The organism is Acaryochloris marina MBIC11017 (assembly GCF_000018105.1).
Classification (GTDB): Bacteria; Cyanobacteriota; Cyanobacteriia; order Thermosynechococcales; family Thermosynechococcaceae; genus Acaryochloris; species Acaryochloris marina.
In genome coordinates, this window is sequence record NC_009925.1 from 2,583,954 (window position 1) to 2,607,350 (window position 23,397).

Genomic DNA, 23,397 nt, shown 5'->3' on the forward strand with positions numbered 1-23,397 from the left:
CCTCTCTAGTCAGAGATCAGCTAGCTTACTCAAGCGGCGTAAGAGATGGAGGACGGTTCCAGAAAGCATCAATAATGATGACGATCGCTGTTGGAAAACCGCCAAAAATAATCACCATAGCGAAAAATAGAAACATGGCAAACGGTAAACCATCAGCCCCCTCGATACCTGCGACCTCATAAAAGAAACGCTGACCTTCCAGATATTGAGCAGTCCTACCATTCTGCTCTATGGTAAAAATCGCTTCATAAAAGGGGTAATGATCATTCTCAACTTGGCCTCCTCGGAGACTCAGAAATGCATGTTGTTGACCAGACGCAGTTCTACCAATCAAAATTGTTCCCCGTAGGTATCGATTGGTGTAACCCTCAGTAGGATGGGCAATAATTGGAGATTGCATCATCGCACCATACAAATCCAGCCCTTTTGGCAACGTCTGATCAAACGATGAAGGTAGCTTTCCCGCAGTCTGTAAATGGCGTAGCAGGCGCTCATCAAGGCTATCGTAGTACGGATCATAATAAGGGTCCTGCTCAGATTTGTTGAGGATTTCTGAGATCGTCTGAGAGTTGTCCAAGTCAAACTTGCACTCTTCAGGCACATCGCATGTGGATGTATCGACTGAGACCAAGTGTTCCACTTTTGTAATCGTTTTGGCAGCTTCGAGTAAACCTGGACGCTCCAACAGAAAGCCCCAATATTCATAGGTCATCCACAGAGAACCCACAAAGCTTACAGGCAAAACACCTAAAAAATAGCACAGCGCAATACGAACGGGCTTACTAATAGAGCTGAATAGTGGTTCTTTCATCTGTCTTTCTCGTTAATAGCACACGCATAACAATGAGCCTGTCATCCCTTCGCATCGACTTAATCTCTTCTGAATCCTCTTTGAAGAAGGAAAGCATCATTGCCTAATTCAAGGGTGTTTTCGAGTTGGTTCTTGCGTCGAACACCACATCTTTATCAAGGCAACAGCAGATCTTAATTCAAGCGCCGATCAAGAAGTCGTTGATCGACGCCAGTACTGAATACCCTTGCTGATAGCCAAGATTATTACAGAGACAATTCCAAAGACCACTATCAGCAGAATGAAATAGACAATAGGCAACACAGTTTCGTCGAAATCCAAAGAGAAAAATCGCTGGCCGTCTAAATATTGAACTGTTTGGCTACTCGGCTCTATCTTGAACATTGCTTCATAGTAGGGATAGTAGTCTTCAGCAATCTGGCTCCCTGAGACACTAAGGAAGGCACGTTTTTCTCCAGAGGCTGTTTCACCCATTAAAATCACCCCTGACAAGTACTCGTTGCTGAACCCAGGTGACGGCGTGGCAATAATAGGAGACTGCATTAGAGACGTATGCAAATCTGCAATTCCTTGCAAATTGTGGTCAAAGGAAGAGGGCAGCTTCCCCATAGTTTGTAGATAAAGTAGAAGACGTTCTTCTTCCCTATGGAGCTGTGGATCGTAGTGAGCCGCGATAGTTTGAGATGTATCAACGATAAACTTACATTGTTCGGGCCTATCGCAATCTGATGTCTTAACTGGTATCAATCGATCCAACTTGACAATGGTCTTGGCTGTATCGAGTACAGCAGGACGCTCAAACAAATACCCTAAAGTTTCATAGCTCAGCCACAGTGAGCCTAAACAGGCCAGAAGAAACGTTCCCAGGAAGTAAAATGGGGCAACCTTAACCCTATTTTTCTTGGGTTTGAAGAACTGTTTAGTCATGAATTTTACACTGCACTAGTCTGAGTAAACGCGCCAAGGCCATCTGTAACAAGGCTATGCAGTAGTCATACATCCCTTGCATGTGCCTAAGCGGTGACACGGATAAAACGTAAATGTGATCTGGTGATGCTCAAACGATGGATGTAGAGCGGACGTTTAGGTGATAGTAGTTCTTTCATCTGTTTTGCTCATCAATAGCAAACGCAATTAAGAGTGAACTTGTCATCACTCAGTCCCCACCCAGAATTTTCCACATATCTCATTGGGGGCAGAGTCATCACCCAACTCAAAGCTGATTTCAAGTTGATGCATCAGGCGACTTATCCAACTCTTGTGGTCAAGGGACCCGGCAAAGGACTATTTACTCCCTTCCCGCCATAAGATTATGGAACAAGTGAAAATATAAAATTCAGGCTGTTTTGAACTTGTTCAGCCGATAGAAACTGGTTAGCAGCAAAGAACTCATGGAGCTGTTGTTTGATCTGTGTCAGGGTCGTTCCAAGAGGGAGATGGTGCAGACATCGTAAGCGTAGTAAGTGAATCACATATTCAACCAAGTTCAACTTGGGAGAGTAGGACGGCAAATATAAAAACTCAACTTGAATCGATTGGGTGAGCCCCATCTGCTCTAGATGGATAGCGAGTTGGGAGCGCATCTTGCCCTTATGGGTCGGATTGTTATCGAGAATAAGGCACAGTTGAGTGTAGCCCAGCTCAACGCTATCCAGACATAGGTCTGCAAAGTACTCAGAGATATCTTCTGTTTTAGCCTGTGGGCTCAGAGCGAAATACTCTTCGCCACTGTGGGCATCGACGCACAGTAACCCATTGAGCTTGTTGCGAGCCCGCTCATTACTCTTGACCTGTGGACGAGTGTTGCGTTCTGCCCAGCCATAGAACAACCTAGGACGCTCAGACACCGCAAATTCGTCAAAGAACAAGATGCGCTCATCCGATTGTCGTGATTGCAGTTTTTTTAACAGCCGCCACCCACTCTTTCTGGGCGTTCAGGTCAGCATTCGCATAGTCACGATGGGCGCGTTGGTAAGATAACCCCAACTCTGATAGCAATTCGTAGATACGCGAATCTTTCAGCTGCACCTCGAAACGCTGCTCAATCACAACGGCTAAAATTGCACCTGTCCACATATTGCGGTCAATACCATAGTCTGTCGGACGTTGCGTCAGAACCATCTCTTTGAGTTGTTGTTGTTCCTCTGGGCTCAACCGACTAGGTTTTTGATGTCGAATGGGTTGGACCAAGCCCTGGAGTCCACCATCGAGATATTTGTCCATCCAACGCGTTAACGTATCATAGCTACACCCCACTTGTTCGCTCACTTGGGTACGACTGTGTCCTTCATTCAGCAATTTGATCGCGGTCAAGCGCTGTCGAATGTAGTGTTGTTGATTGCGGTAGTAGAATTTCTGCCACTCATCCGCATCAAAAGGCTTGTCCAGAAAGGCTTGTGTTCGATTCAATGTGACTATTTGCTCTTTTCCCCATTTTACAGCGGGAAGGGAGTAAAGGGCAACGACGTCGATCTTCCACGCTGCATATCCTCACAAATCGCTGGGATAATGGCAGGTAAACTACAAAAAACCAGCAGTATAAAAGTGAAATAGAACATCGTCATCCCGATTTCGTCAAAATCTTCATCAAAGCGAAACCCATGCCCCTCAAGATATTGAACGGATTCATCTTTCGCCCCCATCTTGAAAATCGCTTGATAGTAAGGTACGCCTCTATCCGTAACGGGGTAACTATAGGCACTGATAAAGGCTCGTTGCTCTCCACTGGATGTTTCACCGACCAAGAGAATCCCCCGCAGATACCGATTTGTTGCTCCTTCATCCAGAGAGTCGATAATCGAAGACTGCATCATCGGCGTATATAAATCTGCAATCCCTTGCAAATCACGGTCGAAGGCAGACGGTAACTTGCCTTGCTTGTGCAAATGAAGCAGAAGATATTCTTTCAGCTTGCCATTCTGTTGATAGTAATAAGTGGAGATAGTCTGAGTGGGATCAACGATAAATTTACAGCTTTCTTGCTGATCACAATCTAAGGTTGTGATTGGAATCAAGCGATCAACTTTGGTAATGGTCTTCGCCGCATCGAGTAGATCTGGATGCTTAATTACAGCGTCCCAGCCTAGGTATGACAGAATGGTCACCCCTACGAAGTAAGCTAGGACAATCTTCTTCTTACCCGCAACTTTGAATAGCTTATTGGTCATGAGTTGTACATCACACTGGCCTGATGCAGAGCGGAGCAACGAGGCCAGGTCCATGATTGAAAACGACTATTCAGTAGTCATACATTGATTGAATGATTCCATGCAGTGATACGGATAAACCGCCAATGTGATTGGTCAGCATTCTCTCAGTGATATCCATCACTAGGTGACAATTTAAGCGAATGGGTATGGTTACCAGGGATGGACACTCAACATTCATGATTACAGTACGAAAAGTGAATAGCGAACACCTAGACGACTGCCAATCAAAAATGTTGTAGGAAATGAACAACATCTAAATGCTGATTTTCTAACGCATAATCTATTGCCGTCTTCTGTTCCGCATCTTCATGTTTTGGATCTGCACCAGATTCCAGCAAAAGTTTTACAACAGAGAGCGATCCAGATTTAGCAGCTTCCAGTAAAGCAGTTGTCTTGTTATGAGTCATCGCATTGACATCCGCACCAAAACTGATCAACATCGCAACAATTTCGGGCTGCTTCGTTCGCATAATGGGGGTCATATCGTCATAGTCATCCGCTAAATTAGGATCAGCTCCAGATTCCAGTAAAGCGAGAGTCACTGGTAGTCGAAACTCTTCGAATCGCTTAATAACGGCAAGGTTTAATAGTGTTGATCCGCTCCGACAAAAATCATTGAGGGGGATATCTGCCATTAAGAGTTTTTTGATTCCATCAACATCCCCCTCAAACACCACATCATAAGCAGTTTCCATCACAGGATTGATATTTTCATCTCTATACTTCTGTCGAATCCCTTTCTGCAAGAAATGCGCTGCATCACCCAATAATTCTGGTTGCGTCATGGGAAGTAAGAAGTCGTAAATATCCTGATGCCCCGACAAGGCAGCATAAATAATGGGCGGTTCTCCCAATACAGTTTGATTGGCATTCGCCCCAGCGCTAACCAAGAGCTGAACAAGATCTAAATATCCTTTGTCAGCCGCAATAAATAATGGAGGATCAACCTCACGATGGATTGGCAGCGAAGGATTTGCACCCGCATTTAGCAGAGTAAAAACAATTTCATAATGATTGGCATATACTGCAGCAGTGAGTGCCGTTTCTTCCCCTACCGTAAGGTTTATATCTGCACCGTACTTGATCAATCGCTTTAATATTTCTAGACTTCCAGCCTGAGAGGCATGCTGCGCAGCACTGGCTAATTCCAGATCGCTCCATTGATTCTCAGCCAATATAATCTTGAACTGATCTAGATGATTACTGTTAATGGCATCCGTTAAGTTAAGCCACTCATAATTGATGCTTTCTGGCATGGCAAATCATTATATTTCTATGCAGCTAACTGTTTGCATACCCCATAGCCTCACAAAAAATAATGATGAGGTCGCTTAACAAGCCAGGAAGCTCTCCTCAGAGATCTAAAGTCTGAAGAATAGATCGCAAAGCTTTCTCAGTAGAGATATCAGTCAGATCTCCCTCTGCATTGATCTTTGCAGATATAGCTGGAATGCAGAGAATTGCTTCCTCTGGGATATCTGCCATCATCACCCGCAAGGTTTGCACCAATGATGCATTGGCTTTATCTCCGCCATCTGGAGACGGAGAGGCACTGATTACAGCCGTGGGTTTATCCATAAACTCACCTGAAGACACAATCCAATCCAGAGCATTTTTCAAGGTCCCTGGCACGCCATGGGCATATTCGGGCGTACAAAACAGGACGCCATCTGCGGCTTGTAATTGAGTCCGCCACTCCTTTACGGCGACAAGATCTAAATCGCCTTCTAACTCAGGATTAAAGTGGGGCAGTTGAGCAATACCGTTGTAGATTTTGACCTTGATGCCTGGGGGGGCTAAGCCAGCGATGGCATGGACTAGACGCGTGTTTGAGGATTGCAATCGCAAGCTCCCCGAAATTGCCAATATCGTTTTCATGAAGATTGCAGTTGAGGGAATAGGCGCACCGACCTAATACACACCAATCGTTTTAATCGTCAGGCGAAACTCCCCCGGACTAAACCGAGGATTCAACGCCCCATCATATTCAAACTTACTCAACATCATCTGCATCGCTCGAATTTGATGTGCCCCAATTAAAGGGGCATCATTCACCGTTTTGGCCCGAAATACAGGCGTCAACTGATTAAAGGGAATCCGAACCGTGATCCATTGTTGGGCCACCGTATCAAATGAGTAGGCATAGGCAATACTGTCCCACCGATCTTGATCGCGCAGCAAAAACTTGTAGCGTTGGCCGTCCCCCTTCACCTGTAATTCAATCCCTTGGTGGGCCGATAGATTGAGGGGCGGATCGAAATTGCGCGTCCGCACCGAGGCAAACCCACCCGAATTCGCCGTCGAGACCTTGCCCGTAAATAGAGCAACGCCTGACTCTTGACGCAAGCCACTATTGCTTACCCCCCCCATCACCACATCATCGACCGCTCCCCAGAGCTGGCTAATATCATTGACCTGGCTAAAGTCAAAGATGAGATTGGCTTGCACAGGGGGTGGGGCAGGGGGCGTAAATCCAGGCATCATTTTTTGAAACCAGTTGAGAACAGGAATTTCTTCAAAGTAGGACAGGGTTTGCAGAAAACGGCCTGCATCCCAGGATTGGCGGGTCGGTTCAGCCATAGAATTGCTACTCAGCCAAAGAGAGGTCCGCCTTAATTGTAAGCATGAACTCCCATTAGCCTTCTATTTGAGTCGCTAATTTTTTCCCCGCCCATTCCGACAAAATGGGGCCTAATAGGCAAGTGACGACAATATAGGCAATCACCGCATTAAAGATATTGTCATCCACTAAGCTGGCTTCTTTGCCAAATAACGTAATCACCAACACTAATGCCGCGCGGGGAATCGTCAAGCTGAACAGAGTCAACACTTCCATCGGTTCATAGTTAAACCAGCGACCGACTATCCAGGCCGACAGCCATTTAGAGGCGACAGCACCCCCCACAATAACCCCAGCAATGCCTAAACTACCGGGTGCCGATACAAACACGGTCGGATTAGCCAACACGCCCACCGACACCATAAACGCCGGAATAAAGAGACTATTACCGACAAAATCAATCCGGTTCATCAAATCGCTCTCCATGGGAATCGAACGATTCAAGGCCAAACCGGCAATAAAAGCCCCCACAATCGAATCTACCCCTAATCCCTGAGTGGCAGAGGCAATCACAAATAATGTGGCCACTACAAAAATAAACTGTAGCCCCAGGGAGACCTCTGCTTTGGGATTAAAAAAACAGTGCCCCAGTTGCGGAACACCCCAAAAACAGAGGGTCGTTAACAGCGGTAAACCCACCAGTAATTTTAGCCATAGGACTAACCCGATTTGCCCCTCGGCCATCGCCTGAATCAAGGCAAAGCCGACTAACGTGAGTATTGCCGTCAGTACCGTTCCTCCCACCGCAACCCCAATAGATTCTCGCTGGGCCAACCCTAGCCGGGTCATACTCGGATAGGCCAACAGAGTATGAGGTGAATACAAAATTCCCAGTAATGCAGAAGCCAACCCACTCGAACCAGCCACTGCGATGATACCCATGCTGATCATCACCTGACCGGACACGACGCCCACTGCGAAAGGCAGGCCAAAGGTGAGCAACCCAAACATAAGCGCTCGTACACCCAATCGCTGTAAGTCGCTCAGATCCATTTGCAGACCTGCTAGCAACATAATGTAGAGCAGACCCACTTTTTCTAAAAAAATCAGCTGGGTATCTCGGGCAATAATGCCTAAGCCATTACTACCTAACAAACAGCCTAAAAGGATGAGCACCACCAAAGCAGGCAGCTTTAAAGGCTTGGCAATCAGCGGTGCCAGCAGCAAAATGACCAGCAGCACACTAAAGGCATAGACCGGATCTTGTAAAGGTAGAATCAACGTCGCCATGGACATGCAAGCAATCTTCCTGAGCAGGGTTTAAATTATTCTGAACTTCTTAACCTACCCGAATTCTTTTGGGTTAAATCAGCCCGTTCGTTCTACGTTGTCGCCAATTTTACCGAGTTTTGGTAGGCAGGGAGTTTGGGCTTAAATCCCAGAATTTATACCAATCTGTCGAACTGTGATCAATGACATGCTAAGGCTGGTTTGTGCAGTGTATCTTGGATGAAGTGATGACAAGGTTTGGAGATCTATGATTACCTGCACCAACTGCGGCCACGCTAACCCAGAAGGGGCCATTACTTGTGAAGCTTGCTATGTAGAGCTACCCAAAATGACGTCTTGCCCCAGTTGCCATGCTCAGGTACCCGAAGACGCCGTTTTTTGCTCCCAATGTGGCGCCTCATTACAACCAGGAGTTGAAGCCCCCGGTCTAGATATGGCGACTGCCCCCACTCAAGTCAATGCAGGTAAAGGTATTCCCGCCACCGATGTGGTCAACTTTGAGACCCCATCCGGAATCCCCGCCACTGATGTCGTGGTGCCCTTGCCCGATCCTCCCGCCATGGCACCTCCTGACCCAGTCGAAATGACAGAATTTCCAGATATGGAATTGGGATATGCCCCCACAGAAGTGACCCCTCCGGGCAGCCTTCCCCCTCCTTTGGCCGTCGAAATGAGTGAGCAACCTACGGAGAATGTGATACCACCGTCCTCTCTGCCCACTCCACCAGAACTCGATTTTGAAGAGCCGACTCCACCGATGCCGCCAGTATCGGAGCCTCCCATACCGCCCGCGGCCTCTCACCCCCCCATGCCGCCTGCTGCATCCCAACCACCGATGCCGCCCATGGAGTTTACTCCTCCTTCTCCTGCACCAGAGGCCCCTCCGACTCCTCCAGAACCAGTTGTTTCTGCCGCACCACAGCCCACCACCACTCCGATTCCTGAACAGCCTAAGCCCATGCCTGTCGGTGCCACGCAACTGCAATTACCCGTCGCACGACTGCTACATGAACGGTCTAACTCGAATCTAGATTTACCTACAAATCTCAACTTGGTCCATATTGGCAAGCCCAATGATCGGATTCCTCCCGATATTGATGTATCGGGCTTTCCCGATAGTGATGTGGTGTCCAGAGTCCATGCCGATATCCGGGTTGAACCGGACGGCTATTACATCGAAGACACGGGCAGCGCCAACGGTACCTACGTCAATAATCAGCCGTTACGCCCTGGCGATCGCTATCGGTTACGGGCGGGCGATCGCATTTCCCTGGGCAAAGAAGATAAGGTCAGCTTTATCTTCCACCCCGGCTAAATTCCAACGCATCATATCAAGACGCCTGATGCCCCCAACTCAACTGGGGGCATATTTTGTGCGGGTCTGAATCGCCAACAGGAGCACCCCAAAAGTACAGGCACCCGCTAAATAGAGGGGATAGCCATAGCTGGCCAGGTTGGACTGATGAATCAGCACACCAGCAATGACGGGGCCAATACCATTAGAAATACTGAGATACGAGGAATTTAAGCCCATCGCCATCCCCTGCTGCTGAGCATCCACATTCAGGGAAATCAGGGTATTGATAATGGGTTGGACCAGGGAGTTAAAGATGGAAAAGAAAATGGTAATCGAGACAAAATAGGTCACATTGGGCCAGATGGGCATCGCCAAGAAAGCCACACTCCGAATCAGTAAGGCCACAAATAAGATCAACAGCAAATTAAATCTTTTAGTCAGGTTAGGCACCCCGAAGGTCTGCATTAGCACCCCGAGTACTCCGTAAACGATAAATATCAGGGCCAAAGACTGGGGAGTTTGGTTAAGGACGTTGAGGAAGTACGGCTGAAATGCGTAGGTGAAAATCGTAAAGGTCGTGCCAATCAAAAAATTGATCAACAAGAGAATGCCCACTTTGGGAATCGTCAATCCTGTGACTAATTTGGCCAATCCCAACTCAAACCGACGCGGTTGCGATCGCTCTTCTAAGGTTTCTGGTAAGAAGAAGTAGGTCACCCCTAAGGCTATCCCAGCGATCCAGGCAGATACTAAAAAACTAGCCCCCAGGGAAATCGCTTGGGCGCCCAAGCTAATAAGGGGGCCGAGGACAAAGCCGACGCCAAAGGCAGCTCCAAACAGACTAAAGCCCCGCGCCCGATTCTCGGCATCCGTGACATCCGCAATCACGGCCTGAATCACGGAATTGTTGCCTCCAGTAATCCCGTCTAAAAACCGGGCCAAAAATAACACCCATGCCGCCGTCGCCAGACCTGCCATCAGGTTGGCCAACATTGTCCCCGCCAAACTCACCAGTAATAAAGGTCGTCGCCCCCAACGATCCGAGAGCTGTCCAATCACAGGGGTGGCGATAAATTGAGCAATCGAAAATATCGAAAAGAGGAAGCTGGTCTCAAAATCATTGAGCCCAAACTGCCGACCGTAGGGATACAGGGTCGGCAGCAAAACCGTAAAACTAAGGGAGTTGACTAAGGCAATGGCAGAGACGATCCAAACTTCGCGCTTCATGCCTAGCGTCGCCGCTCTTGCAGTTTGCGGTAGACGTCCTTGATATCTACATCATGGTGGGCCAGGGCCACGAGACTGTGGTAAATCAGATCGGCCACTTCTCCCGCAATTTCATCCGCATTGTCGTCCTTACAGGCCATCACCACTTCTGCAGATTCTTCACCAATCTTTTTGAGAATTTTGTTATCACCCGCAGCAAATAGCTTGCAGGTATAGGAGTCCGGGGAGGGATTCTGTTTGCGATCGCAAATCACATCAAACACCTGAGACAAAGTATCAGCAGGGGGAGCCGCAATCTGCCCTTCAATCTGATGGAAACAGCTACGTTCTCCCGTATGGCAGGCAATATCACCAATTTGCTCCACCCCAACCAGTAAGGCATCACTGTCACAGTCGTACCGCAGGGACTTCACCTCTTGCACATGACCCGAGGTTTCACCTTTTGGCCACAGCTCCTGACGCGATCGGCTCCAAAACCAAGTCCGGCCCGTATCCATGGTCTTCTGCAAAGATTCACGATTCATCCAGGCCATCATCAACACCGTGCCATCTAAATAGTCTTGAACAATGGCTGGTACGAGCCCTTGAACGTCATACCGAATTTTGTCTACTGGAATTGCAGAAGAAGACATCAATGTGAGCAGCAGAAAACAACTCTTTAGATTATCACCTGGGACCGAACAATACGGATATATTAATTGAGATTGGCTTTTTTAATAAGAAATACTAATATTTATTTTTGCAAAACACCTCATATTCAATTTAAAAATGTTATATTTGATACAGAAATTAAATCGTTCATCCCTTAACTCGTCTTTAACTCTATTCTTAGTAGTCAAGGGACGGAAGTAGAGCCTTCGCTCGAAGGAACGCGCCTCAAATCTATACCCATCATTATGATCGGAGGCGAATCATGAAACTTACTTATCGCGGTGTTAATTACGACTACAATCCCCCTGCAGTAGACATGACTTCTAGTGAAGAAGTCGGTCAATATCGTGGATTGGAGTGGAGATTTAGAAACGCTCAAAAACCCCCGGTGATGCAACCCAGTCTTAACTTGGTTTACCGAGGCGTTGCCTATGAAACAGGCACCCCAGAGCCAGAAGTTGCACCCACCTATACCCCAGCACCTACCACACCTGTGGCTGCTCCTGCTATTTTGACCGTTCAAAATATGGCTCGGTCATTAATGACATCCCACCACCGCTGGATCAAAAACCGTCAGCAAGCCCTGCTCAGCCGCTCTGCCGCTGAAGTTGGCTTAAGTGCGGATGCGGCCCATTACTGGAATCATATTCAAGGCAAGGTCCATCCCAGCTTCCGTGGTAGCTATGATCGCTCCCATGCGGCCTTGAGCTAATCTCTACAACTTGTTCCGTTAGGGATCCATTTTTACAACAATCACTTATCTCTTCACCTCCTTTAGGGAGGTGATTTTTTTTGACCATTCTGTGCTGCACTACCCGATCAAAATGGAGCATGGCATAATTAATTCTCACCCATAAAAAAATAACCGCTTTCCTCCTCAAAGCAGTTAAAAATTCTTCGTATTACTGTGTTCCAAAAATGTAATCTTCTATTGAAATAAGTGCTTTACCATTGTGTCTTCAGCCCCTAAGCCCCAACTGTTTATCCCTGCAACTTCCTGCCTGTCTCATCAAGCCCTAACCGAGGGCGGCTTTTGGACTCCATCCGTCTCGATGGCACGGTTTTCTCCTTATCCCCCCCAAGGATATTATCGAACCTTGGTGGGGCAAGCATTATGGACCCTAGGACGAGAAAAGGCCTGTTCTATCGCCTTTGACGATGTCACCCTATCGCGACAACATGCTTTAATTTTCACGACCCCCCTACAAGAGTATTACTTGTCAGACCTGGGCAGCTTGAACGGTTCTTTTATCAATGAACAACGGGTGCTCCACCCCACCTGCCTACAGCATGGCGATCAGGTGAAATTAGGGCGGTTGAGCATGGAGTTTCAGCTGGCCTCAGGATTGGAACCATTCCAACCGCATCGCAACCAAAAGCTCGTCCTCATGATCCAGCCGTCTGCCACCCAAGGCAAACTCTGGCAAGAGCTGCTGATCTATCAGGGCGTAACCGTCATCTGGGAAAAGCTATCCACCAGCGAGGAGCTAAAAACCTGTTTAGATAACTATGCTCTAAATGAAAGTCGATTACCGGATCTCTTGCTGATTGAAGCTGAGACCTTAGACCCCAATCCCTATGAGTTCTGTCGCTGGAGCCATGAAGCCTATCCATCGGTGAAAGTAGTCCTCACCTGTCGAGGACGCACTGAGGTTCTGCCCTCTGAATTGCGATGGGCAAAAGAACAAGGGGCCACGGATTTACTCCCAGCTTTCCGAGAAGACAATATGCTGACTCGGGTGGTGGATATGGTGGCCCAAGTCAACATTGTCCTCAAGCTTCTCGGTAGCCAAGAACTTGAACAACAGACTGTAGCGACCGACTTTTTCTCGCTCCTCAAGGATCTCTAAACGCCGCAAATGACTAGAGTAAAGGCTGTACGCGACTGACAATATCTTCCGGCGGTAAGACCCCTTCAATCCGTTCCACGGGTTGACCATCCTTAAATAACACGAGGGTCGGCAAGGCATGGATATGGTATTCCGTTGCCAGCTCTGGGTAACGCTCGGTATCAATTTTGACCACTTGGACCTTATCTTTCAACAAGGTGCTGACCTGCTCCAGGATGGGGACCAACATCCGACAAGGCCCACACCAAATTGCATAGAAATCGACTAGGACAGGTTTATCAGATCCAGCTAAAAGTTCGGCAAAATTTTTGTATTGCTTTTTTGTGGCCATAGGGAGAGTCTAGGTAGGAATCTTTTCAATCCTAGACCCAGAATTTAGGCATTGGCAGGGATGTCGTTATTCATTTCAGGTTTAGGTGTAACCCTAAGATGTAGAGCTACACCAGACTTCAAATCTCTCCTCTTCAGTTCAAATTGAGCTGGGGATTTTCCATCAATTCACTGAAATCATTGAGATCCACACAGCGCTGCTGATCCAGCTGTTGCAAGTAGCGCTTTTCTTGGTAATAGAGCCGTTTAATTTCATCCAGCTCTTGCAGACAATAGGAGTCTTCCTCTAGTAAACTCTGGGCCTGCTCCGATTCATCCATCAACATCTGTTGTAGATAAGTGTTGAGGATTTGCCGCTGACCCAGTTCTTTTTTTGCGGATTTCATCGCCGATTCCCACATTTGCAGCAGATGCCGACAGCGCTTCTCACACGCGATCCGCTCTAGACTAGCCGCTGCTGCCCGAATGGAGAGGTTGGGGCGGAGGATATCCAGTTCTGTTTTTTCGTTCAGCTGAATCAGGTGGTAAACCTGCTGCATTTCCTGCGAATACTCGGTACAAAGATCCTGGACCACAGCGATTAGATCAAAGGCAGGGGCTTCCAGTTCAGGATGTAAGGGCTCTAACTTGGCCTGATCATCTTCAATGGCTAAAATTTGCCGCCATAGAAACCGATGGTGGGAAAAACTGAATTCTATATCCCGCTGTTTCATGGCGTTGTGAATATCTTGCCGAAACTGGGGTCGATGCAGATAAATACGAAGGATTTGGGCTTCCGCTGCTTCCCGCAGGGTGTAGTCGGCCGGGCGCTGCCATTTTTGCGATCGCCCATGCCAGCGTTGGCCGCGAACCTGCTGGCGCAGCGCTTCTTCCAGCTGCAGGGCCAAGCGAGAATCCCCCTGACTGAGGAGGCCTGCACAGCGATGGGTATAGTGGGTGCGCAGGGTGGCGTTGGGCAGCTTTCCTAAAATAGCCGCAATGGCTTCCGTGGCTGCTTGGAACTGTTCGGCCTGCTGCAAATCCCGATCTTGCAGAGCCCGGTGAATTTGCCAGTCTAGCCACAGGGGGGACTCATCGAGCAAATCCAGATAGTCTTCTGCCGTATACTCCTGCAGATACTCATCCGCATCTTTGCCATTGGGCAAATTCAAGACTCGGAGCTGAACTTCACCCCGATAGGCCTGGTCTTCAACTTCAGAAATCGCTCGTTCTGCGGCTTTACCGCCTGCTGCATCCGCATCGAAATTGAGAATGACCTGTTTGGATTCGGTGTAACGCAGCAACTGCCGCATCTGGTCCAAGCTTAGGGCTGTTCCCATAGAGGCAACGGCATTAGTGATGCCTACAGAATGCAGGGCAATCACGTCAAAATAGCCTTCGACCACCACCGCCCGGTCGGCCTTGACGATGGTTTGCCGAGCTTTATCTAGACCAAATAGGAGTTTGCCTTTATTGAAGAGTTCTGTTTCTGGGGAGTTGAGATATTTGGGTTCCTCTCCTGTGAGGGTGCGGCTGCCAAATCCCACCACCCGGCTTTGGGCATCGTGGATCGGTATCATTAAGCGATCGCGGAACCGATCGTAATATCCATCCCCAGACTTGCGGGGCACAATCAATCCTGCCTGCTGGACCAATTCTGGGCTAAATCCCTTCTCCTGAACCAACACATCATGGAGGGTACTCCAGCCTCCCGGAGCATAGCCCAGCTGAAAGGTTTGAATGGTTTCATTGCTGAGTCCCCGCTGGTTACGCGCATAGCGGAGGGCATTTTGGCCCTGGGGCTGGCGGAGGGCATGTTCGTAATACCGACTTGCGATCGCCAAAATCTCATAGAGCTGCTCTCGCAGGGACAGCTTACGGGCTAGCTTTTTCTCTTCGTCTTTAGCGAGGGTTTGGATAGGAACTTGACTGCGCTGGGCCAAATCGAGGACGACTTCACTAAAGGACCGCTGGCCAATCTCCATCAAAAACTTGATGGCATTGCCACCAGCTCCACAGCCAAAGCAGTAATAGAACTGTTTCTCGGGGCTAACACTAAAGCTGGGGGTTTTCTCGTCGTGAAATGGGCAGCAGCCCACTAAGTTCCGCCCCTGCTTGCGCAAGCTGACATGCTCGGAAACCACATCGACAATGTCGGTAGCTTGGCGAACCTGCTCAATCGTATCGGGGTGGAGGCGGGGCGTAGTCATCCAGGTTGAGAGGGCAATTTGACACCCATTCCGTGGGAGAAGCGGGAGGCTAAGGCAGTGAGGATTTTAAAAGCTGAACACCAATAGGGACGATATCTCTACAGCAGGATCAACAGGGATCAACACGACAGGCTGATAGAGATTTCAATAGTGCAAGCATACTACTTTATGGTTCCCTATTTGATCGTTTCGGTTTAGATTTTAGCAGTTTAATTTCGATGAGCTGAGGATCATTGCAAAGGTTTATTGGCAGATGGGTGTCGAGGAGAGCCAGAAATCCCCGGAGAAAGACTGTTTTCATTCCGCCAGTTAATTTTCACATCCTGAAACCTCGTGAGTAGCACAAGGATCTATTGATTGATAAACACCCCAGATTTTCTCTCAGAGGTTGACCTTGCTCCTCTTAATACACTCGGCAATCATCACGACTCATCAATGGATTGCAAGTATGGATCCCTTTATATTGCTACAGCATGAACCAAAGGAAGCTTGATTTATCCTACACAATGTTCTGGTTTGTTTTGACCCTTTCTATCTAGATCTATTCAGAAGAAAAACAAGATTATTATTTATTAAATGAATAATTTGATAGCTTGAATGAGTTAGTAAAATTAATGAATTTTTGTAAGAATATGCATAATTTAGCTCAATTGATCAGAAGTTATTATGTGCCTAACCCTTAAAATCTTTAAGGATAGTTATCTATTGCAGACGATCTGTTTTTTAGTGTGTATATTTGAATGAGATACAGCTCATCACGTCTAGATACTCATCTCTTGTGGTAGCTTACTATCCTTGTATTGAAAGCTTAATGAACCATTGAGTCTTGAGTCGTTTCGCCTCAAGAACGTTAAGCCCATTGACCCGCTAAAGCGATAGAAACCTCTTACAATAGTCGTTTCATGATGTGTTATCACTCAATTTATGCTGCGAACTAGCTTAGATTTTTGAGTCCTCTACCATACCGTTAGCTGACTGATATCAGACGTCTAATCTAAAGATTCTCCATTTTTAGATAGCCCAGACAATTGGCTATTCTGAACATCCATAAAATAATGGTTTCTTCGTGAAGCACAATAGCATCTTCGGCAAGATTCAAGCACTTGTACCGCATATTTATATAGCTTTAATTGGCCTCTTTATTAAATATTTAAAACAGGTATCAGGCTTATGATTATCATTGTTTCAAATCGTCGGGTGAACGAGGATCAAACCGATCACCGCTTGTTTGGAGAACGGGCGAATGTGAATGGTCTCGATGAAATTCGTTTAGCAACCGCTGACTACGATGAACCCTCACAACGGTGGCATCTATCCCTCGTTCCCGAAGGCGATCTAGATGATGAAGACAGCCGCCCTAGCCACCAATTATTTCAGCGCGTTATGGCCGGGATTCAGGCCGGTCAGCATCAGAAAAACTGGGTGTTTTATATTCACGGATTTAATCAATCCATGTTAGACAATCTCAATGCTTGTCGTGAAATCCAAACCCTCTATGACGTGGATGTCATTACCTTTGCATGGCCCTCGAATCCAGGAGGGTTTGTGCTTGGCGAATATCAGCGCGCGCGACAGGCCGCTAGAGCATCCAGTAATGCCCTAGATCGCACCTTAGAACTGCTCGGGCGCTACCTAGCTAGCCGTTCCCTGGTAGAGATGCGGAACTGCCAGATTAGCCTAAATCTCCTCGTGCATAGCTTAGGCAATTATTTATTTGAGGATTTTGTCCGGGATCCGGTCTTTAGTGATGAAACTCGCATCTTCGACAACATTATCTTTCACCAAGCGGATGCCGATAATCGCAACCATGCTCAATGGGTTGATCGCGTAGAGCATGGTCGCCGTATCTACATCACCCTCCATGAGGATGATTCAACCCTCAAAGCATCTGACATTATCAATCCAGGTCGCTTGGGCAATACCCTGGCCAATTTAAATGCCCAACGAGCAATCTATCTCGATTTTACGAATGGAGAGAATGTCGGCCGGTCCCATAACTTTTTTGATGGTCAGATTGAGAATGTCACCATCCAAACCATTTTTACCCGTCTACTCAATGGTCAGCGAGGAGAAACCGTAGCTGGCTTAAGCTTCGATCCAACCCTGAATGCTTTTCGGCTATAGCCCCATGATGTCGGTTTAGCCTCAGTGGGCTCATGACTCTGAACATTTCTGTGTGAGACCTGCATCGTTTTTGTCTTCTAGAGGAGGAATATATGTCTCGTAAACCATGGCACCAGCTTAAAACCCCCCTAGCCCTGATTAAGCTGCTCCAATTCCGAAATCGACTACGGGAAAATAATTTGCATGATACGGCTGCGATCGCACCCACAGATCACCTCCCCAAACCCAAGCCCAGTCCCGATGGTCGCCATTTTCGCGCCCGCACCGATGATGGCAGCTTTAACGATCTAGACCACCCTGAGATGGGAATGGCTGGCACTCGGTTTGGTCGAAATGTGCCCTTGCAAGATGTCTATCCCGATGAGAAGGCTCTCTTAACGCCCAATCCGCGGGAGATTAGCCGTAAGGTGATGACTCGGGATGAGTTTATTCCCGCCACGATTTTGAATGTGCTAGCTGCCGCCTGGATCCAGTTTGAAAACCACGACTGGTTTTCCCATGGCGACAACCAAACCAAACAGAAATTTCAGCTGCCCTTGGCGGACGATGATGACTGGCCTGCAGAGCATCGTCCCTTAGAGGTGGGTAAAACCGCCATTGATGAGACCCGCAAGGGAGATGAAAGCGGTGGTCCCCCCACCTTTATTAACACTGTCACCCACTGGTGGGATGGGTCTCAAATCTACGGCAGTGATAGCGCAACCGTTGCTAAACTCCGTTCCCATAAAGATGGCAAACTCACCATGGGAGACGATGGCCTATTGCCGTTAGATGATGGTGGCGTGGATTCCACTGGCTTTAACGATAATTGGTGGGTGGGGCTGTCCTTACTGCATACGCTATTTGCCAAAGAGCATAATTTTATTTGCGATCGCCTCAAAGCGGAGTATCCATCCTGGTCCGATGACCAACTATTTGACCAAGCCCGCCTGATCAATGCTGCCTTAACCGCCAAAATCCACACGGCAGAATGGACCCCCGCCATTTTGCCCCTACCTGCCACCGATATCGCCCTCAACGTCAACTGGGCAGGCTTCCTCGGGGAAGATTTTAGATATCTCTTTGGACATATCGGCGAAGGAGAACTGCTGAGCGGCATCCCAGGCTCCTCGACAGACCACCATACGGCCCCCTACTACCTAACGGAAGAATTTGTGTCCGTGTATCGGATGCATCCCCTAATCCCGGATGACTACCAATACTATGACCTGCAAGGAAAACTTCTGCAGGAGAGTGACTTTATGGCCTCTTCCGGCAAGCGGACCCGAGCCTTGGTGGAGGCGGTGGGGATGGACAATCTGTTCTACTCTTTGGGTATTACCCATCCAGGGGCCGTGACCCTCCATAACTTCCCTCGGTTTCTGCAGCTCCACAAGCGGGATAACGGGGAAGTCTTCGATCTAGCCGCCGTCGATATCCTCCGAGATCGCGAACGGGGAGTGCCTCGGTATAACCGCTTCCGAGAGTTAATCGGACGTAGCCGAGTTAAAAGTTTTGAGGAAATCACCAGCAATCCTGTTTGGGCCAAGGAACTACGGGAGGTCTATAACAACGACATCAACGCGGTTGATCTGATGGTAGGCATGTTTGCCGAAGATCTACCCGAAGGCTTTGGCTTTAGCGACACCGCCTTTCGCGTCTTTATCCTGATGGCCTCTCGCCGTCTGAAGAGCGATCGCTTCCTAAGCAAGGACTACCGCGCAGAAATTTATACCCCCTTCGGCTTGGAATGGATCTATCGCAACAATTTCATTACCCTCCTCAAACGTCACTACCCCAAACTGGCTCCTGCCCTAGTCGGCGTCAGCAATGGCTTTGCCCCTTGGCGCAATCTTAGTCATTAGGGCCTGTTCTATGAAACACCAAACCGAAATCCAGCAATACTGGCCAGCAGCTCAGGACTTTGATCCGTTACCTGCAGACTATTCCAATTGGTCAGCGCAAAAAAAGCAGGCTTTTCTCTGGGATGAACGCATCCTCCAATCCACCTATGACCAAAACCCACCCATTCCTCGGATCAATATTGTCGGGCTCATCTTGACCCCACTCATGATCAAAATGGATCGCCTGGAAGATGAAGCCCCCAGCCGTTGGCGCAAAGCTATCCACCCCCATGGCGCTGTGGCCAAAATCAAGTTTGTCCCAGCGGGCGATAGTCCCTATACCGGACTGTTTAAAGGCGCAGACTATGGCTTGCTGAGGGCTTCTCTCACGGGCGATCCAGCAGATCGGGGATTTGCCCCTGGTCTAGCGATTAAGTTGCTGGCAGATGGCCAGCCTTCCGGCAACTTTTCTGCCCTCGTATCCCTCTCCGGTCAAGGCCAAAACTATAATTTCCTGGCTCATCGATTCTCCAATATTGTGCCTGTGGCTCAGGAGTTTGGCCCCCGATTCACGAACCTAATTTTTCGTCGGGTCACCAAATACCCTACCCGTATTGACCTTCAACACTTAGGTTCTACTACCCAGCAGGGTCAGGTCGAAGCACAGCCCCATACCCCCACCCAAGTCTTTCTCGTTCCCAATCCTGACCTGCAGTTTGCTGAAAGCCCCCATGACTTCCGAGCGGATCTGGCCCACATTCCCCCAGGTACCCAGTTGTTTTCTATCTATGCAACGGATGCGGTCGATCCAGACGGGGAAACGATGACGGCTGGCGATCAACCTCAAGCCCAACTAATCGGACATTTGGAGACCACCTCCGAGTTTGTGGCTTCCTTCTACGGCGACAGTCAGCTCTTCTTTCGGCATCAGCGCTTCCGTAACCAGTAGTCCGTCACTCTGCCATAAGGAAATCCTATGACCTCAGACATTATCTTTCAGCCCTTAGAGTGGCGCAATCTAACGGTTAAAAATCGCATTTTCCGATCCAGCATCTCAGGGCGTTGGGATAACTACGATGGTTCGGGCACCCAAGCCCGGATCAATTGGGAAGAGCAGTTTGCCCAGGGTGGCGTCGGTGCCATTATCTCGTCCTATACCCCCATTCATATTGAAGGACGGATTGTGCCGAATGCTGCCATGATTGACTCGGACGACCGCATTCCCTTCTGGAAAAAGGTTGGCGAGACGGTTCATCAGCACGACTGCAAGTTTATCCTCCAGCTCAGCCATTCGGGGCGTCAGCGCGATATTGATGGGGTCGAAAATACCGTTCCCGATTCCTTTAAGCCCACACCTGCCCTGAGTGCAACGACCCTCTCAGAACAGATTCATGGGTTCCGCTGTCGCCAGATGACCCAGACAGAAATCCAGCAGACGGTACAAAGGTTTGCGGATGGGGCGCACCGGGCTCGGGAAGCTGGACTAGATGGCGTGGAATTACATAGCTCCCATGGCTATCTGATTACCCAATTCCTCAGTTCTGGCATCAATATTCGCAATGATGACTATGGGGGGTCTCTCGAAAATCGATATCGGTTCCTGCAGGAAATTGTCCAGGCTATTCGCCAAACTGTCGGTGATGATTTTCATCTCCAGGCCAAGATTAGTGCCGTGGACTATAACAATGTCTTGCCCTGGGAACGGAAGGGCAACACCCTATCTGAGTCCATTCAAGTCTGTCAGTGGCTCGAACGAGATGGGGTAGATGCTCTCCATATTTCTCGGGGCAGTACCTTTCCCCATCCCCTATTACCCGCAGGGCCTTTTCCCTTTAAGATTGCCACCTCCACCTACGACACGATGATTTCCAGTGCCCCGTGGCGCACCCTCCTCAATTACTTTCTATTTCGCAGTCCCTTACTTCAGCCCTTTTTTAAGTGCATCTGGAATCGCTTGGAGCGGCATTGGCAGCCTCCCGTTAAAGGCGATCGTCTCTCGTCAGATTCTCTCTCCCACTTGATGCAAGAGCATATCTCTACCCATGAGTTTCAGGCCCTATTAGCCCGCTACCAAGGCACGGTTATGGAAGATGCCCAGGCCATTAAGGAACAGGTCAATATTCCTGTTATTTGCACCGGCGGCTTCCAGCAAGCCTCTTTTATCCGGCAAGCGATTGAGAAGGGATTCTGTGATGGTGTTACCCTTGCCCGCCCGCTGGTCGCCAATAAGGATCTGGCCCACCAGTTTCAGGCAGGAAACGATATTCCCGAGCGACCTTGTACCTATTGCAATCAATGCTTGGGGAGTTATCTGGAGTATCCCCTGGGCTGCTATGAACGCCGTCGATATTACCAGCGCTCTATTACTGGCGCAGATAAAGCGGAGCAAGATAAAGCGGCACGAGAAGCCCATGACGCCATGATTCAAGATGCTATGCGGGTTTATAGCCCACCGCCCTTTAGCCCGGCCGAGCAAACGGCATAACCTCGGATGCAAATTGCAAGCGTGATATCCCAATGAGCAGTACACCCTTTTTCCAGAAAGTCTGTCGTAACTTCAAGCGGTTAGCCCTAGGGCTGGTTAGCCTAGTTTTAGTGATCGTTTTATGTCTGGCATGGCCCCTATTGACGGCGCGGTCCCCTCAATACACGGACATTACCGACCATTTTAAGTATGGCTCGATTGGCGGTGCCTCCACCATGGGAATTCCCTATTGGATTTGGCAAGTGATGCCGGTGATGTTTCCGGAGTACCTACCCACTGAGGACTACGCTACCCCTGGGACAGGCTATACCCAACTGGGCTTTATGCAGGAACCGGGGCAAGATCTGCCTATTGGGTTTGCCAAGGATACCCAATTAGGGTTGGAAGTGGTGACCAATAACTGTGCCCTTTGCCATGTGGGTAGTATTCGCAACACCTCTGATGGCCTACCGCAAGCCATCCCGACGATGCCGTCTAACACTGTTAATTTGTCAGCCTATTTTCGATTTATTACTGGCGTTGCCGATGATCCTCGGTTTAATGCTCGGGAAATGATGCCCTATATCAAGGATTTGGGGGCCGATCTGAATCCCTTGCAGTCCCTGCTCTATCGCTATATTGCTATTCCCCAAACCCGGGCGTTACTCAGCATCCAAGCCGAGAAGCTCAGTTTCTTGTCGGATCAGCCCCAGTACGGTCCGGGGCGAGTAGACACCTTTACCCCTTATAAAACCCGCACCTTTAATATCAACCTAGATGACCTCCCGCCTGAAGAAATTGAAGGAGCAGCCAGCGACTTTCCCAGTGTTTGGCAGCAACGCCCCCGGGAAGGTATGCAGCTCCACTGGGATGGTGACAATACCTCCGTGGCGGAACGGAATAAGAGCGCTGCTTTAGCTCTGGTCTCCCCCACCAATATTAATTTGGATGCCATTACCCGAGTGGCCGACTGGTTGTTGGATCTCCCGGCTCCGCCCTATCCCTATCCCGTGAATGAGGAGCTGGCTGTCCAGGGGCAATCTATCTTTGCCAACACCTGTGCCAGCTGCCATGCCTTTGACGGTCCAAAGGTCGGAATCGTGACGCCCATTGCAGAAATCGGTACCGATCCAGGTCGCTTAAATTCTTATACCTATGAATTTGCCTCGAATCAGTACACGCTGTTTGCGGGGATTACCTATAAAGGCGAAGATCAGCGGTTTACTCACTTCCGCAAAACCCACGGCTATGCCAACCATCCCTTAGACGGATTGTGGTTGCGATCGCCTTATCTACACAACGGCTCAGTCCCGACCCTAGAGGATCTGCTCAATCCGCCTGAGCAACGCCCAGCTAAGTTTTATCGGGGTAATGATGTCTATGACCCAGACAAAGTGGGGTTTGTGGCAGATGTTGCCGCAGCCAACGGCAGCAAATTTTTCGAATATGATACGTCGCTGCCAGGGAATGGCAAGGAAGGCCATCTCTATGGAACCACTTTGTCTAAGTCAGACAAAACAGCTCTGATCGAGTATTTGAAGACCCTTTAAGGTCCGTATCATACCTATCTAT

20 protein-coding genes and 1 riboswitch are annotated in these 23,397 nt (G+C 48.7%); of the genes, 8 read left to right on the forward strand and 12 right to left on the reverse strand.

What is annotated here, in order from left to right; translation table 11 throughout:
* Positions 1-25 precede the first annotated feature (25 nt).
* From AM1_RS11490 to AM1_RS11530, 8 genes are all read right to left on the reverse strand, one after another.
* Positions 26-811 carry a hypothetical protein gene (locus AM1_RS11490; RefSeq protein ID WP_041659706.1) on the reverse strand — a complete coding sequence of 262 codons (786 nt, stop codon included), beginning with the start codon at positions 809-811 and terminating at the stop codon, positions 26-28.
* Positions 812-1,000: 189 nt separating this feature from the next.
* Positions 1,001-1,738, reverse strand: a complete 738-nt coding sequence (locus tag AM1_RS11495) for a hypothetical protein (protein WP_012163014.1) — start codon at positions 1,736-1,738, stop codon at positions 1,001-1,003.
* A 383-nt stretch (positions 1,739-2,121) separates the two neighbouring features.
* Positions 2,122-3,220, reverse strand: a protein-coding gene (locus tag AM1_RS39800) for an IS630-like element ISAcma32 family transposase (protein WP_076611697.1) whose coding sequence is annotated in 2 segments (ribosomal slippage) — positions 2,122-2,715 and positions 2,717-3,220 — 1,098 coding nt in all. Because the reading frame shifts where the segments join, the coding sequence is not laid out codon by codon here.
* A gap of 26 nt (positions 3,221-3,246) precedes the next feature.
* Positions 3,247-4,032, reverse strand: coding sequence for a hypothetical protein (locus AM1_RS11510; protein ID WP_148215726.1), 786 nt, complete (start codon positions 4,030-4,032; stop codon positions 3,247-3,249).
* Between the two features lie 212 nt (positions 4,033-4,244).
* Entirely contained in the window at positions 4,245-5,276 is a 1,032-nt protein-coding gene (locus AM1_RS11515; RefSeq protein WP_012163019.1) for an ankyrin repeat domain-containing protein, read from the reverse strand.
* Between the two features lie 97 nt (positions 5,277-5,373).
* Positions 5,374-5,898: an NADPH-dependent FMN reductase gene (locus tag AM1_RS11520; protein ID WP_041659707.1), complete on the reverse strand. Its 525-nt coding sequence runs from the start codon at positions 5,896-5,898 to the stop codon at positions 5,374-5,376.
* A gap of 33 nt (positions 5,899-5,931) precedes the next feature.
* Positions 5,932-6,600: a CIA30 family protein gene (locus AM1_RS11525; protein ID WP_012163021.1), complete on the reverse strand. Its 669-nt coding sequence runs from the start codon at positions 6,598-6,600 to the stop codon at positions 5,932-5,934.
* 55 nt (positions 6,601-6,655) lie between these two features.
* Positions 6,656-7,870: a cation:proton antiporter gene (locus AM1_RS11530; RefSeq protein WP_238549231.1), complete on the reverse strand. Its 1,215-nt coding sequence runs from the start codon at positions 7,868-7,870 to the stop codon at positions 6,656-6,658.
* Between the two features lie 247 nt (positions 7,871-8,117).
* Between AM1_RS11530 and AM1_RS11535 the strand changes: the two genes are divergently transcribed.
* Positions 8,118-9,185, forward strand: coding sequence for an FHA domain-containing protein (locus AM1_RS11535; protein WP_012163023.1), 1,068 nt, complete (start codon positions 8,118-8,120; stop codon positions 9,183-9,185).
* A gap of 39 nt (positions 9,186-9,224) precedes the next feature.
* Here AM1_RS11535 and AM1_RS11540 read toward each other — a convergent pair whose 3' ends face one another.
* Together AM1_RS11540 and hisIE are read right to left on the reverse strand one after the other, a co-directional pair.
* Positions 9,225-10,394, reverse strand: a complete 1,170-nt coding sequence (locus AM1_RS11540; protein ID WP_012163024.1) for an MFS transporter — start codon at positions 10,392-10,394, stop codon at positions 9,225-9,227.
* 2 nt (positions 10,395-10,396) lie between these two features.
* Entirely contained in the window at positions 10,397-11,026 is a 630-nt protein-coding gene (gene hisIE, locus AM1_RS11545) for a bifunctional phosphoribosyl-AMP cyclohydrolase/phosphoribosyl-ATP diphosphatase HisIE (protein ID WP_012163025.1), read from the reverse strand.
* Between the two features lie 161 nt (positions 11,027-11,187).
* Positions 11,188-11,270, forward strand: a riboswitch (Glutamine riboswitch).
* A 37-nt stretch (positions 11,271-11,307) separates the two neighbouring features.
* Between hisIE and AM1_RS11550 the strand changes: the two genes are divergently transcribed.
* Both AM1_RS11550 and AM1_RS11555 read left to right on the forward strand, forming a co-directional pair.
* Entirely contained in the window at positions 11,308-11,757 is a 450-nt protein-coding gene (locus tag AM1_RS11550) for a DUF4278 domain-containing protein (protein ID WP_012163026.1), read from the forward strand.
* A gap of 241 nt (positions 11,758-11,998) precedes the next feature.
* A complete protein-coding gene (locus tag AM1_RS11555; protein ID WP_010479008.1) occupies positions 11,999-12,895 on the forward strand; it encodes an FHA domain-containing protein in 897 nt (298 codons plus the stop codon).
* A 13-nt stretch (positions 12,896-12,908) separates the two neighbouring features.
* Here the strand turns inward: AM1_RS11555 and trxA are convergent, their stop codons facing one another.
* Both trxA and dnaG read right to left on the reverse strand, forming a co-directional pair.
* Complete coding sequence (gene trxA, locus AM1_RS11560; protein WP_010479009.1) at positions 12,909-13,226, reverse strand: thioredoxin; 318 nt, start codon at positions 13,224-13,226, stop codon at positions 12,909-12,911.
* A gap of 133 nt (positions 13,227-13,359) precedes the next feature.
* Positions 13,360-15,414 (reverse strand): DNA primase, encoded by a 2,055-nt coding sequence (gene dnaG, locus AM1_RS11565; protein ID WP_012163027.1) that lies wholly within the window; start codon positions 15,412-15,414, stop codon positions 13,360-13,362.
* Between the two features lie 1,170 nt (positions 15,415-16,584).
* Here dnaG and AM1_RS11570 point away from each other — a divergent pair.
* The 5 genes from AM1_RS11570 (at position 16,585) to AM1_RS11590 (ending at position 23,375) form a co-directional block, all read left to right on the forward strand.
* Positions 16,585-17,538 (forward strand): alpha/beta hydrolase, encoded by a 954-nt coding sequence (locus tag AM1_RS11570; RefSeq protein ID WP_012163028.1) that lies wholly within the window; start codon positions 16,585-16,587, stop codon positions 17,536-17,538.
* Between the two features lie 92 nt (positions 17,539-17,630).
* The gene (locus AM1_RS11575) at positions 17,631-19,382 is read left to right on the forward strand and encodes a peroxidase family protein (RefSeq protein ID WP_012163029.1); all 1,752 of its coding nucleotides are present in this window, start codon (positions 17,631-17,633) and stop codon (positions 19,380-19,382) included.
* Between the two features lie 10 nt (positions 19,383-19,392).
* Positions 19,393-20,310 (forward strand): hypothetical protein, encoded by a 918-nt coding sequence (locus AM1_RS11580; RefSeq protein ID WP_012163030.1) that lies wholly within the window; start codon positions 19,393-19,395, stop codon positions 20,308-20,310.
* A 27-nt stretch (positions 20,311-20,337) separates the two neighbouring features.
* Positions 20,338-21,846 carry an NADH:flavin oxidoreductase gene (locus AM1_RS11585; protein ID WP_012163031.1) on the forward strand — a complete coding sequence of 503 codons (1,509 nt, stop codon included), beginning with the start codon at positions 20,338-20,340 and terminating at the stop codon, positions 21,844-21,846.
* Positions 21,847-21,878: 32 nt separating this feature from the next.
* Entirely contained in the window at positions 21,879-23,375 is a 1,497-nt protein-coding gene (locus AM1_RS11590) for a c-type cytochrome (RefSeq protein ID WP_012163032.1), read from the forward strand.
* The last annotated feature ends 22 nt before the right edge of the window (positions 23,376-23,397 follow it).

Excerpts from the sequence above, each read along its gene's own strand:
- AM1_RS11550 (WP_012163026.1), top strand. The coding sequence starts at position 11,308 with ATGAAACTTACTTATCGCGGTGTTAATTACGACTACAATCCCCCTGCA.
- trxA (WP_010479009.1), bottom strand. The coding sequence starts at position 13,226 with ATGGCCACAAAAAAGCAATACAAAAATTTTGCCGAACTTTTAGCTGGA.
- AM1_RS11570 (WP_012163028.1), top strand. The coding sequence starts at position 16,585 with ATGATTATCATTGTTTCAAATCGTCGGGTGAACGAGGATCAAACCGAT.
- AM1_RS11590 (WP_012163032.1), top strand. The coding sequence starts at position 21,879 with ATGAGCAGTACACCCTTTTTCCAGAAAGTCTGTCGTAACTTCAAGCGG.
- AM1_RS11535 (WP_012163023.1), top strand. The coding sequence starts at position 8,118 with ATGATTACCTGCACCAACTGCGGCCACGCTAACCCAGAAGGGGCCATT.
- AM1_RS11575 (WP_012163029.1), top strand. The coding sequence starts at position 17,631 with ATGTCTCGTAAACCATGGCACCAGCTTAAAACCCCCCTAGCCCTGATT.
- AM1_RS11515 (WP_012163019.1), bottom strand. The coding sequence starts at position 5,276 with ATGCCAGAAAGCATCAATTATGAGTGGCTTAACTTAACGGATGCCATT.
- AM1_RS11495 (WP_012163014.1), bottom strand. The coding sequence starts at position 1,738 with ATGACTAAACAGTTCTTCAAACCCAAGAAAAATAGGGTTAAGGTTGCC.
- dnaG (WP_012163027.1), bottom strand. The coding sequence starts at position 15,414 with ATGACTACGCCCCGCCTCCACCCCGATACGATTGAGCAGGTTCGCCAA.
- AM1_RS11585 (WP_012163031.1), top strand. The coding sequence starts at position 20,338 with ATGACCTCAGACATTATCTTTCAGCCCTTAGAGTGGCGCAATCTAACG.
- AM1_RS11580 (WP_012163030.1), top strand. The coding sequence starts at position 19,393 with ATGAAACACCAAACCGAAATCCAGCAATACTGGCCAGCAGCTCAGGAC.
- AM1_RS11510 (WP_148215726.1), bottom strand. The coding sequence starts at position 4,032 with ATGGACCTGGCCTCGTTGCTCCGCTCTGCATCAGGCCAGTGTGATGTA.
- AM1_RS11490 (WP_041659706.1), bottom strand. The coding sequence starts at position 811 with ATGAAAGAACCACTATTCAGCTCTATTAGTAAGCCCGTTCGTATTGCG.
- AM1_RS11530 (WP_238549231.1), bottom strand. The coding sequence starts at position 7,870 with ATGGCGACGTTGATTCTACCTTTACAAGATCCGGTCTATGCCTTTAGT.
- AM1_RS11520 (WP_041659707.1), bottom strand. The coding sequence starts at position 5,898 with ATGAAAACGATATTGGCAATTTCGGGGAGCTTGCGATTGCAATCCTCA.
- hisIE (WP_012163025.1), bottom strand. The coding sequence starts at position 11,026 with ATGTCTTCTTCTGCAATTCCAGTAGACAAAATTCGGTATGACGTTCAA.
- AM1_RS11525 (WP_012163021.1), bottom strand. The coding sequence starts at position 6,600 with ATGGCTGAACCGACCCGCCAATCCTGGGATGCAGGCCGTTTTCTGCAA.
- AM1_RS11540 (WP_012163024.1), bottom strand. The coding sequence starts at position 10,394 with ATGAAGCGCGAAGTTTGGATCGTCTCTGCCATTGCCTTAGTCAACTCC.